This window comes from Pseudomonas sp. GL_117, assembly GCF_057835125.1.
Map to the genome: position 1 here is coordinate 6,020,318 of NZ_CM174418.1, position 12,565 is coordinate 6,032,882.

Here is a 12,565-nt window from a genome sequence, read left to right on the forward strand (position 1 = left end):
ATATAAATGCCTATATTTGGCGACAATTCTCGGCAAAAACCCTTTTCACAGAGGCAGATCCCCTATGCGTACCAATACCCAGACCAAGCGGGAGCTGGACAAGATCGACCGCAACATCCTGCGAATCCTGCAAACCGACGGGCGGATTTCGTTCACGGAGCTGGGAGAAAAAGTCGGGCTGTCGACCACGCCGTGCACCGAGCGCGTGCGCCGGTTGGAGCGCGAAGGGATCATCATGGGCTACAACGCACGGCTCAACCCTCAGCATTTGAAGGGGAGTTTGCTGGTATTTGTCGAGATCAGCCTCGATTACAAATCAGGCGACACCTTTGAGGAATTCCGCCGCGCCGTACTGAAACTGCCCCATGTGCTGGAGTGCCACCTGGTGTCGGGTGACTTCGACTACCTGGTGAAGGCGCGGATTTCCGAGATGGCCTCGTACCGCAAATTGCTTGGCGACATCCTGCTCAAGCTGCCCCATGTGCGGGAGTCCAAGAGCTATATCGTGATGGAAGAAGTGAAAGAGAGCCTGAACCTGCCGATTCCCGATTAACTGGCACCCTGCTCCCACACTTTGACCGAGTACACCTGTCAGACCAATACCTGCCGGGTGCTCGCCATATAGTCGTGGATCTGCTTTTCCACCCGCGGGTGGATCAGCTCCACCGGCCGTCGCCCATTCGGGCACGGCAAGGTCTTGGTGGTGCCGAACAGCCGACAGATCAGCGGCCGCTCGTCGTACACCGTGCAACCGTTTGGGCCCAGGTGCACACAGTTCAACTCGTCCATGGCAGCGTCCTGCTCGGCCGCAGTCTTGCGTGGCAGGCGGGACATTTCTTCAGGCGAAGTGGTCACCGGCCCACAGCAGTCGTGGCAGCCGGGGACGCACTCGAACGAAGGAATCTGTCGGCGCAGTGCGCTGATCTTTTGGCTGTTGCAACTCATCGAAACACGTACCGAACGGCGAATAGGCGTGGATTCTGCCGCAAAAGCCCGCGGTGAGACAGCGTCGTCCGACCGCTGTATCCTGCGTCAAATTTTCCAAACAGGGATGCTCCCATGACCGCCAGCGCCCGGCACACCGCTTCCTACTATGCCGCCAGCAGCGTGCCGCAACCCGATTACCCGGTACTGACCGGCGAAATGACGGCCGACGTGTGCGTGGTCGGCGGTGGCTTTTCCGGGCTGAACACCGCCCTGGAGCTGGCCGAGCGCGGCTTCAGCGTGGTGCTGCTGGAAGCCCGCAAAATCGCCTGGGGCGCCAGCGGGCGCAATGGCGGCCAATTGATTCGCGGCGTCGGCCATGGCCTCGAGCAGTTCACCCCAGTGATCGGCAGCGACGGCGTGCGACAGATGAAGCTGATGGGCCTGGAGGCTGTGGAGATCGTGCGCGAGCGCGTCGAACGCTTCCAGATCCCCTGCGACCTGACCTGGGGCTACTGCGACCTCGCCAACAAACCCCGCGACCTGCAAGGCCTGGCCGAAGACGCCGAAGAGTTGCGCAGCCTGGGCTATCGCCACGAAGTACGCCTACTGCAAGCCAGCCAGATGAGCAGCGTGATCGGCTCGGACCGCTACGTAGGCGGCATGATCGACATGGGCTCCGGCCACCTGCACCCACTCAACCTCGCGCTGGGCGAAGCCGCCGCCGCGCAGCAACTGGGCGTGCAGTTGTTTGAGCAATCCGCCGTCACGCGCATCGACTACGGCCCCGAGATCAACGTGCACACCGCCCAGGGCAACGTGCGCGCCAACACCCTGGTGCTGGCCTGCAACGCCTACCTGAACGGCTTGAACCCGCAGTTGAGCGGCAAAGTGCTGCCCGCCGGCAGCTACATCATCGCCACCGAACCATTGAGCGAAGCCCAGGCCGCCAGCCTGCTGCCACAGAACATGGCCGTATGCGACCAGCGGGTGACGGTGGACTACTTCCGCTTGTCCGCCGACCGACGCCTGTTGTTCGGCGGCGCCTGCCACTACTCCGGCCGCGATCCGCAGGACATCGGCGCCTATATGCGGCCGAAAATGCTCAAGGTGTTCCCGCAACTGGCCGACGTGAAGATCGATTACCAGTGGGGCGGCATGATTGGCATTGGCGCCAACCGCCTGCCGCAGATCGGCCGGCTGCCCGACCAACCCAATGTGTATTACGCCCAGGCCTACGCCGGCCATGGCCTCAACGCCACGCACCTGGCGGGCAAGCTACTGGCCGAGGCCATCAGCGGCCAGCAGCAGGGCCGCTTCGATCTGTTCGCCCAGGTGCCGCACATCACCTTCCCCGGCGGCAAGCATTTGCGCTCGCCACTGTTAGCGCTAGGGATGCTCTGGCACCGCCTCAAAGAGCTGATGTGATCACTTGCGCCAGAACGGTTTCACCCCTTCCTGGCGCGCCTGTTCTGCGCTGAGGCCGATGTCCCTGAGCTGTTCGGCGGTCATGTCCAGCAAGGCCTTACGCGTATGGCTGCGGTGCCAGAACAGACTCCAGCGGCTGTTGGCCGGCGCCGACAGCGTGCGTCCCTGCTCCGCTTCCAGTTCCTGACTGCGTAACGCCAACCGCACATCGCTCATGCCGCTCATTGTGTCGCCCCTCATTTACCTGTTGCCATGAGTGACTAGGATGGGCGCGCGAGCAAAACCATTACAGATCCAATCAATTTTTATTAAATCCATACAGACACTGCCTATAGGCCGCTGAATCCTGTATTTTCGCTGCATCTGTACTGGTCTCCTGGGAGCGACCACCATGACCCTTTACGTCAACCTCGCCGATTTGCTGGGCACCCGCATCGAACAAGGCTTCTACCGTCCCGGCGATCGCTTGCCTTCCGTCCGCGCCTTGAGCGTGGAACACGGGGTCAGCCTGAGCACCGTGCAACAGGCCTATCGCTTGCTGGAAGATAATGGCCTGGCGATGCCCAAGCCCAAATCCGGCTACTTTGTGCCGGTCGGCCGCGAGTTGCCGGCCCTGCCCGAAGTCGGCCGCCCGGCCCAGCGCCCGGTGGACATTTCCCAGTGGGACCAGGTGCTGGAGCTGATTCGCGCCGTCCCGCGCAAAGACGTCATACAGATGGGCCGCGGCATGCCGGATGTGCTGTCACCGACCCTCAAACCCCTGCTGCGCAGCCTCGCCCGCGTGAGCCGCCGCCAGGATCTGCCAGGGCTGTATTACGACAACATCATGGGCTGTATGGAATTGCGCGAGCAGATCGCCCGGCTGTCATTGGATTCCGGCTGCCAACTGAACGCCGAAGACATTGTGGTCACCACCGGCTGCCATGAGGCGCTGTCTGCGAGCATCCGCGCCATTTGTGAACCTGGGGATATTGTCGCGGTGGATTCACCCAGCTTTCACGGTGCCATGCAGACCCTCAAGGGCCTGGGCATGAAGGCCCTGGAAATCCCCACCGACCCCATCACCGGCATCAGCCTGGAAGCCCTGGAACTGGCCTTGGAACAATGGCCGATCAAGGTCATCCAACTGACCCCCAACTGCAACAACCCGCTGGGCTACATCATGCCGGAAGCGCGCAAACGCGCCCTGCTGACCCTGGCCCAGCGCTTTGACGTGGCGATCATCGAAGACGATGTGTATGGCGAATTGGCCTACAGCTACCCGCGCCCGCGCACGATCAAATCCTTCGACGAAGACGGCCGCGTACTGCTCTGCAGTTCGTTCTCCAAAACCCTGGCGCCCGGCCTGCGCATCGGTTGGGTAGCGCCGGGGCGTTACCTGGAACGGGTACTGCACATGAAATACATCAGCACCGGCTCCACGGCGACCCAACCGCAGATTGCAATCGCGGAATTTCTGAAAAACGGCCATTTCGAACCGCATTTGCGGCGGATGCGCACTCAATACCAGCGCAATCGCGACCTGATGCTCGATTGGGTCAGCCGCTACTTTCCCGCGGGCACACGGGCCAGCCGCCCTCAGGGCAGCTTTATGCTGTGGGTCGAGTTGCCGGATGGCTTTGATACCTTGAAGCTCAACCGGATCTTGCTGGAACAAGGCGTACAGGTGGCGGTAGGCAGCATCTTCTCGGCCTCGGGCAAATACCGGAACTGCCTGCGCATGAACTACGGCGCCAAGCCGAGCCCGCAGATCGAAGAGGCCGTGCGCAAGGTCGGCGCTGCCGCGACCAAGCTACTGAACGAGGAAATGCACTGACCTTTCCCGAGAAATAGCCGTCAGATGTCGACAACCGCCCTGATCTGGAAGCGACTCCCTTGATGATGCAACGGCTATTCCCGTTTTTCCTGTTGGGAGCCCTGGCCCTCGGCGGCTGTGCCACCGTGAACGCACCGCGCGTCCCCAGCGATGCGCTGCCCGCCGCCCAGTCGTCGTTCGGCCGCTCGATCCAGGCCCAGGCCGCGCCTTACCAGGGCCGCTCCGGGTTTCGCCTGCTGCCCAACAGCAGCGAGGCGTTCATGGCCCGCGCCGAACTGATCCGCAACGCCCAGACCAGCCTCGACTTGCAGTACTACATCGTCCACGACGGTATCAGCACGCGCATGCTCGTGGACGAACTGCTCAAGGCCGCCGACCGCGGTGTGCGTGTGCGCATCCTGCTGGACGACACCACCAGCGACGGCCTCGACCAGATCATCGCCACCCTCGCCGCCCACCCCAAGATCGAAATCCGCCTGTTCAACCCGTTGCATCTGGGCCGCAGCACCGGCGTGACGCGGGCCATGGGTCGCCTGTTCAATCTGTCTTTGCAGCACCGGCGCATGCACAACAAGTTGTGGCTGGCCGACAACAGCGCAGCCATCGTCGGCGGGCGCAATCTGGGCGATGAGTATTTCGACGCCGAGCCCAACCTGAATTTCACCGACATCGACATGCTCAGCCTGGGCCCGGTGGCCGAGCAGCTCGGCCACAGCTTCGACCAGTACTGGAACAGCGCCCTGAGCAAGCCGATTGACGACTTTGTCTCCAACACGCCATCCAAAGGCGACTTGGCGACCGCGCGCGCGCGCCTGCAAGAGTCGCTGGCCGAATCACGCCAGCAGCGTTACGCCCTGTACAACCGGCTGCGCACCTATCAGACCCAACCGCGCATGGACACTTGGCGCCGCGAGTTGATCTGGGCCTGGAACCAGGCGCTGTGGGATGCGCCGAGCAAGGTGCTGGCCACGGCCGAACCGGACCCGCACTTGCTGCTCACCACCCAACTCGCGCCAGAGCTGGCAGGGGTCAATCACGAGCTGATCATGATCTCGGCGTACTTCGTGCCCGGCCAGCCGGGGCTGGTTTACCTGACCGGGCGCGCCGACGCGGGCGTGTCCGTGAGCCTGCTGACCAACGCCCTGGAGGCCACCGACGTTCCGGCCGTGCACGGCGGCTACGCGCCGTATCGCAAGGCCCTGCTGGAACACGGGGTGAAACTCTACGAACTGCGCCGCCAACCGGGCGATGGCAGCGGCAGCGGCCCCCACCTGTTTCGGCGTGGCACCTTTCGCGGTTCGGACTCCAGCCTGCACAGCAAGGCGATGATCTTTGATCGGGAAAAGTCCTTCATCGGCTCGTTCAATTTCGACCCGCGTTCGGTGCTTTGGAACACCGAAGTCGGCGTATTGGTCGACAGTCCCGAACTGGCGGAACATGTGCGCAACCTGGCGCTGCAAGGCATGGCGCCAGCGTTGAGTTATGAACCGAAATTGCAGGATGGGCAGTTGGTGTGGGTGACCGAGGACAACGGCCAATTGCACACCCTGACCCGCGAGCCGGGCAGTTGGTGGCGTCGCTTCAATGCATGGTTTGCCACGTCTGTGGGCCTGGAACGCATGCTTTAAGAACAACACCGATCAACTGTGGGAGCTGACTGCACGGTAAGGTCAGGCCGGTTGCGCTGCGCCGAACGCCCCCTGGCGCAGCAGCAACACCACCAGGCCCAACGCGCCGGCCGCCATCAGGAACGGCAACGCATGCCCGCTGATCCACTGGCTCCCTGCCCCCGCCACCAACGGCCCGATCAGGCAGCCAATCCCCCACAACTGCGCTACGTGGGCATTGGCGCGCACCAGCGCATCGTCGCGATAACGCTCGCCGATCAGAATCAACGACAGGGTGAACAACCCTCCGGCACTGGCGCCGAACACCACCCACACCGGCCAGATCAACAACGTGTGCAAGGTCAGCGGAATCGCCAGGCTCGACGCCAGCAGCAACACCGCACAACTGAGGAACAGCGTGCGTCGCGGCAGGTAGTCAGCCAGCGCACCGATGGGCAATTGCAGCAGCGCATCACCCACCACCACGGTGCTGACCATCGCCAAGGCGATCTCGGCAGTGAAGCCCTGTTGCAGGCAATACACCGGCAGCAGCGTCAGAATCATCGCCTCGAACGCGGCGAATAAGGCCACCGCCCAGGCAATCGCCGGCAGGCTCAGGCAGAAGCGCCACAGGTCGGCGAAGGTCACGCTGAACGACTCGGCAGTGGGTGCACCGGAGCGTCCCAGCAACAACACGGGCGCCACCACCAATAAGCCGACACCCACCCAGAAGCCGTAGTCATGGTCGGTGCCGATCAGGCCCAGCAGCAAGGGCCCGGACAGTTGGCTCAAGGCATAGCTACAGCCATACAACGCGACCAACCGGCCACGCCATTGCTCCACCACCAACTGGTTGATCCAGCTTTCGCCGAGGATAAACACGATGGTCAGGATCACCCCGATCATCAGCCGCAGCACCAGCCACACCGGATAGCTCGGCAAAATCGCCAGCAAACCGATGGACAGCGCCCCGCCCCACAGGCACAGGCGCATCAAATTGGCAGTGCCCAGCCACGAGGCCAAACGACTGGAAAGCTTCGCCCCCAGCAACACGCCAAAAGCTGGCATCGCCGCCATCACCCCGATGGCAAAACTGCCGTAGCCCCAGCCTTCGAGTCGCAGGGACACCAGCGGCATGCTGACCCCCAGGGCCAGGCCAACGCTGAGGACCGAGGCCAGAACGGCGAAATAAGTCGCCCAACGCATGTCCACGCTCCTGTGGATAATTCCTGAGATCACACAAAACACTGTGGGAGCGGGCTTGCTCGCGAATGCGGTGGGCCAGCCAGCTCATCTGGTACTGATACACCGTATTCGCGAGCAAGCCCGCTCCCACACTTTTACCTGCGGTGAGCCCTGAAAGTTACAGCTTGATCCAGGTCGACTTCAGCTCGGTGTATTTGTCGAACGCGTGCAGCGACTTGTCGCGACCATTACCCGATTGCTTGAAGCCACCAAACGGTGCGGTCATGTCGCCACCGTCGTATTGGTTGACCCACACGCTACCGGCACGCAGCGCCTTGGCGGTCAGGTGCGCCTTGGAGATGTCCGACGTCCACACCGCTGCGGCCAGGCCGTAGATGGTGTCGTTGGCGATCTTGACCGCTTCTTCGGCGCTGTCGAAGGTGATCACCGACAGGACTGGACCAAAGATCTCTTCCTTGGCGATTTTCATGGCGTTGGTCACACCGTCGAAAATCGTCGGTTCAACATAGGTGCCACCGGTTTCTTCCAGGGTGCGCTTGCCGCCCGCCACCAGCTTGGCGCCATCGGCGTGACCGGCTTCGATATACGACAGCACCGTGTTCATCTGCTGGGTGTCCACCAGTGCACCGACGTTGGTGGCCGGGTCCAACGGGTTGCCGGGCTTCCAGCCCTTGAGGGCCTCGATCACCATGGGCAGGAATTTGTCCTTGATGGAGCGCTCCACGAGCAGGCGCGAACCGGCGGTGCAGACTTCGCCCTGGTTGAAGGCGATGGCGCCGGCGGCGGATTCGGCAGCGGCTTGCAGGTCCGGGGCGTCGGCGAACACGATGTTCGGGCTCTTGCCGCCAGCTTCCAGCCATACACGCTTCATGTTCGACTCGCCGGAGCGGATCAACAGCTGCTTGGCGATCTTGGTCGAACCTGTGAACACCAGGGTGTCGACGTCCATGTGCAGCGCCAGCGCGTTGCCTACGGTGTGGCCGTAACCTGGCAACACGTTGAACACGCCTTTTGGAATACCGGCCTCGACGGCCAGGGCAGCGATGCGGATGGCAGTCAACGGAGACTTTTCGGACGGTTTGAGGATCACCGAGTTACCTGTGGACAACGCCGGGCCGAGTTTCCAGCAGGCCATCATCAGCGGGAAGTTCCACGGCACAATGGCAGCGACGACGCCCACCGGCTCGCGCGTCACCAGGCCCAATTGGTCGTGAGGGGTGGCCGCGACTTCGTCGTAGATCTTGTCGATCGCCTCGCCGCTCCAGCTCAGCGCGTTGGCTGCACCGGGCACGTCAATATTCAGGGAGTCGCTGATCGGCTTGCCCATGTCCAGGGTTTCGAGCAGCGCCAACTCTTCGGCATTGGCCTTGAGCAACGCGGCGAAACGGATCATGGTGGCTTTGCGCTTGGCCGGCGCCAGGCGCGACCAGACACCGGAATTGAAGGTGGCGCGGGCGTTTTCCACGGCGCGCTGGGCGTCGGTGGCGTCACAGCTGGCCACGCTGGCCAGCAGGCGGCCATCGACCGGGCTGATGCATTCGAACGTGTCGCTGGAAGCTGCGGCGGTGTATTCGCCGTTGATGTAGGCGCGGCCTTCGATCTTCAGGTCCTTGGCGCGTTGTTCCCAATCGGCACGGGTCAGGGTGGTCATGCGAGTGTCCTCCTCTTATTGAATACAAGGGCCAGGTGATGTCCCCCGGCAGCCTCAAAGAATTCTTGCCCGGCCAGCCTGCTGTTCGGCTCAAGGCAGCTGCCACCCTAAACCAGCGGCTGGGGATGTTTCAATATATTTGACATAAGCGCGGCAAACGCCCTTGCGATGTTCATTTTAATAAACATAGACTTTGGACTCCCCCACCGCAGGCCAGACGGGACACGCACATGAGCATCCAGGACATCGTCGACTTCAGCCAAGCCAAGACCCCCGCCGACCGTTACCGCCCCGCCGCCGAGAAAGTCCTCAAGGGCGACCCCGAGCAAACGATCTACAACCACTACAACAGCCCATGCGGGCAGATGAGTGCCGGCGTCTGGGAAGGTGAAGTCGGACAGTGGAAGGTCAATTACACCGAGCATGAGTACTGCGAGATTGTGCAGGGTGTTTCGGTGCTGCGTGATGCCGACGGCAACGCCAAGACCTTGCGTGCTGGCGATCGCTTCGTGATCCCTGCGGGTTTCAGCGGCACCTGGGAAGTACTGGAGCCGTGCCGCAAGATCTACGTGGTGTTCGAACAAAAAGCCTGATCAACAAATCCGGCGCAAAAAAAAGCCCGTATCGTGAGATACGGGCTTTTTTTCACAAGGAGGAAAATCAATTACTTGATTTTGCCTTCTTTGTAGATCACGTGCTTGCGAACGCGCGGGTCGAACATTTTCTTTTCGAGCTTGTCCGGGGTAGTACGCTTGTTCTTGTCGGTAGTGTAGAAGTGACCAGTACCGGCGCTAGAGATCATTCGAATCAATTCACGCATGATAGAGCTCCTTAGATCTTGCCAGCGGCGCGGATTTCGGCCAGCACGACAGTGATGCCGCGCTTGTCGATGATACGCATGCCTTTGGCAGATACACGCAGGCGAACAAAACGTTTCTCTTCTTCAACCCAGAAGCGGTGATGCTGCAGGTTCGGCAGGAAACGACGACGGGTTTTGTTATTTGCGTGGGAAATGTTATTCCCAGTCACCGGACCCTTACCGGTAACTTGACAGACTCTCGACATGCCTCAGCCCTCTAAAACCACATGCCCAACCCGGCATGGGTTGGCCGCTTAATCTCTCAGTCATTTGGCGCCAGGCGCCGCGTTTCTTTAGGGTCTTACCGGCTACACCTACAAGCGAAGGAACCGGGCCCCTAGAAAAGAGCGCTGCTTTATACCAGAAAGACCCTGGTGCAACAACAGCCCGTGTGTTTTTACCGGTGTAAATCTAGGCAAAACACACCTGAACCGTTGCCAGGAGGGGCCGCTGTCACAGCCGACCGCTCGTCGCACAGAATGATTTACAGCGCCCGCAGGCACGATGAAGTGCTCGGCGAAACGCGCTGAGGCGCCATGAAAACAGCATTTGAAGCAAAAGCACAGGCAAAAATGGACTAGTCATTTTTCAATCAGACCTCTACGGTAGGCCTTTTCCAGACTGCACTCGCAGATGGGCCTTCGATCTGCAAAGGAAACCGAACATGCGCCTCGCTGCCCTACCGCTATTGCTAGCCCCTCTATTTATCGCCCCGCTGGCCACTGCCGCCAACAACTTGAGCGTCTGCACCGAGGCCAGCCCCGAAGGGTTCGATGTGGTGCAGTACAACTCATTGACCACCACCAATGCCTCGGCCGACGTGCTGATGAACCGCCTGGTGGACTATGACGCAGCCGCCGGCAAGCTGGTGCCAAGCCTGGCGGACAGCTGGGAGGTCTCGCCAGATGGCCTGACGTACACCTTCAAACTGCACCCGGACGTGAAATTCCACCGCACCGAATACTTCACCCCGAGCCGCACCCTGACTGCCGAAGATGTGCGCTTCAGCTTCGAACGCATGCTCGACCCGGCCAACCCCTGGCACAAGATTGCCCAGAGCGGCTTCCCCCACGCGCAATCGCTGCAACTGCCGGCGCTGGTGAAGAAGATCGACGCCCTCGACCCACTCACCGTGCGCTTCACCCTCGACCACGCCGACTCCACCTTCCTCGCCGCCCTGAGCATGGGTTTTGCCTCGATCTACCCGGCCGAGTACGCCGACAAACTGCTCAAGGCCGGTACGCCGGAGAAGCTCAACAGCCAGCCCATCGGCACCGGTCCGTTCATCTTCAGCCGTTTCCAGAAAGACGCCGTGGTGCGCTACAAGGCCAACCCGGATTATTTCGCCGGCAAACCCGCTGTGGATAACTTGATCTTCGCCATCACGCCGGATGCCAACGTACGCCTGCAGAAACTGCACCGCGATGAATGCCAGATCGCCCTGTCGCCCAAGCCCCTGGACGTGGGTGAGGCCGAAAAGGACCCTGCGCTGAAGGTCGAGAAAACCCCGGCCTTCATGACCGCCTTCGTTGCCATCAACAGCCAGCACCCGCCGCTGGACAAGCCCGAAGTACGCCAGGCCATCAACCTCGCCTTCGACAAGGCCAGCTACCTCAAGGCCGTGTTTGAAGGCACCGCCGAAGCCGCCAACGGCCCTTACCCGCCCAATACCTGGGGCTACGCCAAGGATCTGCCGGGTTATCCACAGGACCTCGCCAAAGCCAAGACCCTGCTGGACCGCGCCGGGCTCAAGGACGGCTTCAAGACCACCATCTGGACACGTCCCACCGGCAGCCTGCTGAACCCCAACCCGAACCTTGGTGCGCAATTGCTGCAAGCCGACCTGGCCAAGGTCGGCATCCAGGCCGAGATCCGCGTGATCGAATGGGGCGAACTGATTCGCCGCGCCAAAGCCGGTGAGCACGACCTGCTGTTCATGGGCTGGGCCGGCGACAATGGCGACCCGGATAACTTCCTGACCCCGCAGTTCTCATGCGCCGCAGTGAAATCCGGCACCAACTTCGCCCGTTACTGCGACCCTGCCCTCGACAAGCTGATCAGCGCTGGCAAGACCACCAACGAGCAAGGGGTGCGCAGCAAGCTGTACCAGCAGGCCCAGGCGCAGATCCAGCAACAGGCGCTGTGGCTGCCACTGGCGCACCCGACCGCGTTTGCCCTGGCACGCAAGAATGTCGAGGGCTACCAAGTGAGCCCGTTCGGCCGCCAGGACTTTTCGAAAGTCCGCGTCAAGCCCTGAACACTCGCCCCGCCCCCCATGGGGCGGGTCTACATCCAGCCGTATTCCGCCATCGACAAGGGGTCCCCGTCCCCCACGATGATGTGATCGAGTACCCGCACGTCCACCACTTCCAGGGCCTTTTGCAGCAACTTGGTCAATTTTCGATCAGCTGCACTGGGCTCAAGGCTGCCGGAAGGGTGGTTGTGACACAGGATCAAGGCCGCGGCGTTGTATGCCAGGGCACGCTTGACCACTTGCCGCGGATAAACCACGGCGGTGTCGATAGTGCCCTGGGACAACGCCTCGAACCCCAGCACCCGATGCTTCGAGTCGAGGAACAGGCAGCCGAAAACCTCATGGGGCTCATGCCGCAATAGCGCCTTGAGGTAATCACGTACCGCTACCGGGCTTTCCAGCACCGAGTCACTGCGCAAACGCTCTGCCAGGTGCCGCCGGGACATTTCGAGCACCGCCTGCAACTGCGCAAACTTGGCCGGCCCCAAGCCCAGATGCTGGCTGAACAAGCTCTGACTGGCCTCCAACAGTGGGCGCAGACCGCCAAATTGCGTCAGCAAATGGCGCGCCAGGTCCACCGCACTTCTGCCGGAAACCCCCGTGCGCAGGAAGATCGCCAGCAACTCGGCATCCGAAAGGCTCTTCGCCCCCCATTCCAACAGTTTCTCCCGTGGCCGCTCCGCCGCAGGCCAATCGCGAATACTCATCCCACCTCCCTCTTCGTAAGCGCCATGGCATGCACGCCGCTGTTGCCTGGCGGACGCTGTGTTATCGTAAGCCCTCTTTTTTGCATGTGATTTCCCCTGGGGAGGGGGTATCG

13 protein-coding genes are annotated in these 12,565 nt (G+C 61.6%); 6 read left to right on the forward strand and 7 right to left on the reverse strand.

All coding sequences use genetic code 11. From position 1 onward, the window contains the following. Positions 1-64 precede the first annotated feature (64 nt). Positions 65-553: an Lrp/AsnC ligand binding domain-containing protein gene (locus tag AC3ISR_RS27620; RefSeq protein ID WP_003176896.1), complete on the forward strand. Its 489-nt coding sequence runs from the start codon at positions 65-67 to the stop codon at positions 551-553. A gap of 38 nt (positions 554-591) precedes the next feature. On the opposite strand, the gene AC3ISR_RS27625 is transcribed toward AC3ISR_RS27620, so the two are convergent. Then, positions 592-945, reverse strand: a complete 354-nt coding sequence (locus AC3ISR_RS27625; protein WP_177005603.1) for a YkgJ family cysteine cluster protein — start codon at positions 943-945, stop codon at positions 592-594. 114 nt (positions 946-1,059) lie between these two features. Here AC3ISR_RS27625 and AC3ISR_RS27630 point away from each other — a divergent pair, with 114 nt between their 5' ends. After that, entirely contained in the window at positions 1,060-2,352 is a 1,293-nt protein-coding gene (locus tag AC3ISR_RS27630) for an NAD(P)/FAD-dependent oxidoreductase (RefSeq protein ID WP_192297999.1), read from the forward strand. Here AC3ISR_RS27630 and AC3ISR_RS27635 read toward each other — a convergent pair whose 3' ends face one another. Continuing rightward, a complete protein-coding gene (locus tag AC3ISR_RS27635; protein WP_192298000.1) occupies positions 2,353-2,577 on the reverse strand; it encodes a DUF1127 domain-containing protein in 225 nt (74 codons plus the stop codon). It abuts the gene before it with no gap. Positions 2,578-2,743: 166 nt separating this feature from the next. Here AC3ISR_RS27635 and AC3ISR_RS27640 point away from each other — a divergent pair, with 166 nt between their 5' ends. Both AC3ISR_RS27640 and AC3ISR_RS27645 read left to right on the forward strand, forming a co-directional pair. Next, complete coding sequence (locus AC3ISR_RS27640) at positions 2,744-4,168, forward strand: aminotransferase-like domain-containing protein (protein ID WP_463983689.1); 1,425 nt, start codon at positions 2,744-2,746, stop codon at positions 4,166-4,168. Between the two features lie 62 nt (positions 4,169-4,230). Then, entirely contained in the window at positions 4,231-5,796 is a 1,566-nt protein-coding gene (locus AC3ISR_RS27645) for a phospholipase D family protein (RefSeq protein ID WP_192298002.1), read from the forward strand. A gap of 42 nt (positions 5,797-5,838) precedes the next feature. Here AC3ISR_RS27645 and AC3ISR_RS27650 read toward each other — a convergent pair whose 3' ends face one another. After that, positions 5,839-6,981, reverse strand: a complete 1,143-nt coding sequence (locus AC3ISR_RS27650) for an MFS transporter (protein WP_192298003.1) — start codon at positions 6,979-6,981, stop codon at positions 5,839-5,841. Between the two features lie 157 nt (positions 6,982-7,138). Beyond that, complete coding sequence (locus AC3ISR_RS27655; RefSeq protein WP_192298004.1) at positions 7,139-8,632, reverse strand: aldehyde dehydrogenase; 1,494 nt, start codon at positions 8,630-8,632, stop codon at positions 7,139-7,141. A gap of 230 nt (positions 8,633-8,862) precedes the next feature. Between AC3ISR_RS27655 and AC3ISR_RS27660 the strand changes: the two genes are divergently transcribed. After that, positions 8,863-9,225 carry a cupin domain-containing protein gene (locus tag AC3ISR_RS27660; RefSeq protein WP_192298005.1) on the forward strand — a complete coding sequence of 121 codons (363 nt, stop codon included), beginning with the start codon at positions 8,863-8,865 and terminating at the stop codon, positions 9,223-9,225. 71 nt (positions 9,226-9,296) lie between these two features. Here AC3ISR_RS27660 and rpmG read toward each other — a convergent pair whose 3' ends face one another. Both rpmG and rpmB read right to left on the reverse strand, forming a co-directional pair. After that, complete coding sequence (rpmG, locus tag AC3ISR_RS27665) at positions 9,297-9,452, reverse strand: 50S ribosomal protein L33 (protein WP_003176906.1); 156 nt, start codon at positions 9,450-9,452, stop codon at positions 9,297-9,299. Between the two features lie 11 nt (positions 9,453-9,463). Beyond that, positions 9,464-9,697 carry a 50S ribosomal protein L28 gene (rpmB, locus tag AC3ISR_RS27670; RefSeq protein WP_003176907.1) on the reverse strand — a complete coding sequence of 78 codons (234 nt, stop codon included), beginning with the start codon at positions 9,695-9,697 and terminating at the stop codon, positions 9,464-9,466. Between the two features lie 458 nt (positions 9,698-10,155). Here rpmB and AC3ISR_RS27675 point away from each other — a divergent pair, with 458 nt between their 5' ends. Then, positions 10,156-11,748 (forward strand): ABC transporter substrate-binding protein, encoded by a 1,593-nt coding sequence (locus AC3ISR_RS27675; protein ID WP_463983690.1) that lies wholly within the window; start codon positions 10,156-10,158, stop codon positions 11,746-11,748. Positions 11,749-11,777: 29 nt separating this feature from the next. On the opposite strand, the gene radC is transcribed toward AC3ISR_RS27675, so the two are convergent. Beyond that, on the reverse strand, positions 11,778-12,452 hold the full coding sequence (radC, locus tag AC3ISR_RS27680) for a RadC family protein (RefSeq protein WP_463983691.1): 675 nt from the start codon (positions 12,450-12,452) through the stop codon (positions 11,778-11,780). Positions 12,453-12,565: the final 113 nt, after the last annotated feature.

What these genes read in the sequence shown, in the direction of transcription:
- AC3ISR_RS27620 (WP_003176896.1), top strand. Translation starts at nt 65, where the DNA reads ATGCGTACCAATACCCAGACCAAGCGGGAGCTGGACAAGATCGACCGC.
- AC3ISR_RS27625 (WP_177005603.1), bottom strand. Translation starts at nt 945, where the DNA reads ATGAGTTGCAACAGCCAAAAGATCAGCGCACTGCGCCGACAGATTCCT.
- AC3ISR_RS27630 (WP_192297999.1), top strand. Translation starts at nt 1,060, where the DNA reads ATGACCGCCAGCGCCCGGCACACCGCTTCCTACTATGCCGCCAGCAGC.
- AC3ISR_RS27635 (WP_192298000.1), bottom strand. Translation starts at nt 2,577, where the DNA reads ATGAGCGGCATGAGCGATGTGCGGTTGGCGTTACGCAGTCAGGAACTG.
- AC3ISR_RS27640 (WP_463983689.1), top strand. Translation starts at nt 2,744, where the DNA reads ATGACCCTTTACGTCAACCTCGCCGATTTGCTGGGCACCCGCATCGAA.
- AC3ISR_RS27645 (WP_192298002.1), top strand. Translation starts at nt 4,231, where the DNA reads ATGATGCAACGGCTATTCCCGTTTTTCCTGTTGGGAGCCCTGGCCCTC.
- AC3ISR_RS27650 (WP_192298003.1), bottom strand. Translation starts at nt 6,981, where the DNA reads ATGCGTTGGGCGACTTATTTCGCCGTTCTGGCCTCGGTCCTCAGCGTT.
- AC3ISR_RS27655 (WP_192298004.1), bottom strand. Translation starts at nt 8,632, where the DNA reads ATGACCACCCTGACCCGTGCCGATTGGGAACAACGCGCCAAGGACCTG.
- AC3ISR_RS27660 (WP_192298005.1), top strand. Translation starts at nt 8,863, where the DNA reads ATGAGCATCCAGGACATCGTCGACTTCAGCCAAGCCAAGACCCCCGCC.
- rpmG (WP_003176906.1), bottom strand. Translation starts at nt 9,452, where the DNA reads ATGCGTGAATTGATTCGAATGATCTCTAGCGCCGGTACTGGTCACTTC.
- rpmB (WP_003176907.1), bottom strand. Translation starts at nt 9,697, where the DNA reads ATGTCGAGAGTCTGTCAAGTTACCGGTAAGGGTCCGGTGACTGGGAAT.
- AC3ISR_RS27675 (WP_463983690.1), top strand. Translation starts at nt 10,156, where the DNA reads ATGCGCCTCGCTGCCCTACCGCTATTGCTAGCCCCTCTATTTATCGCC.
- radC (WP_463983691.1), bottom strand. Translation starts at nt 12,452, where the DNA reads ATGAGTATTCGCGATTGGCCTGCGGCGGAGCGGCCACGGGAGAAACTG.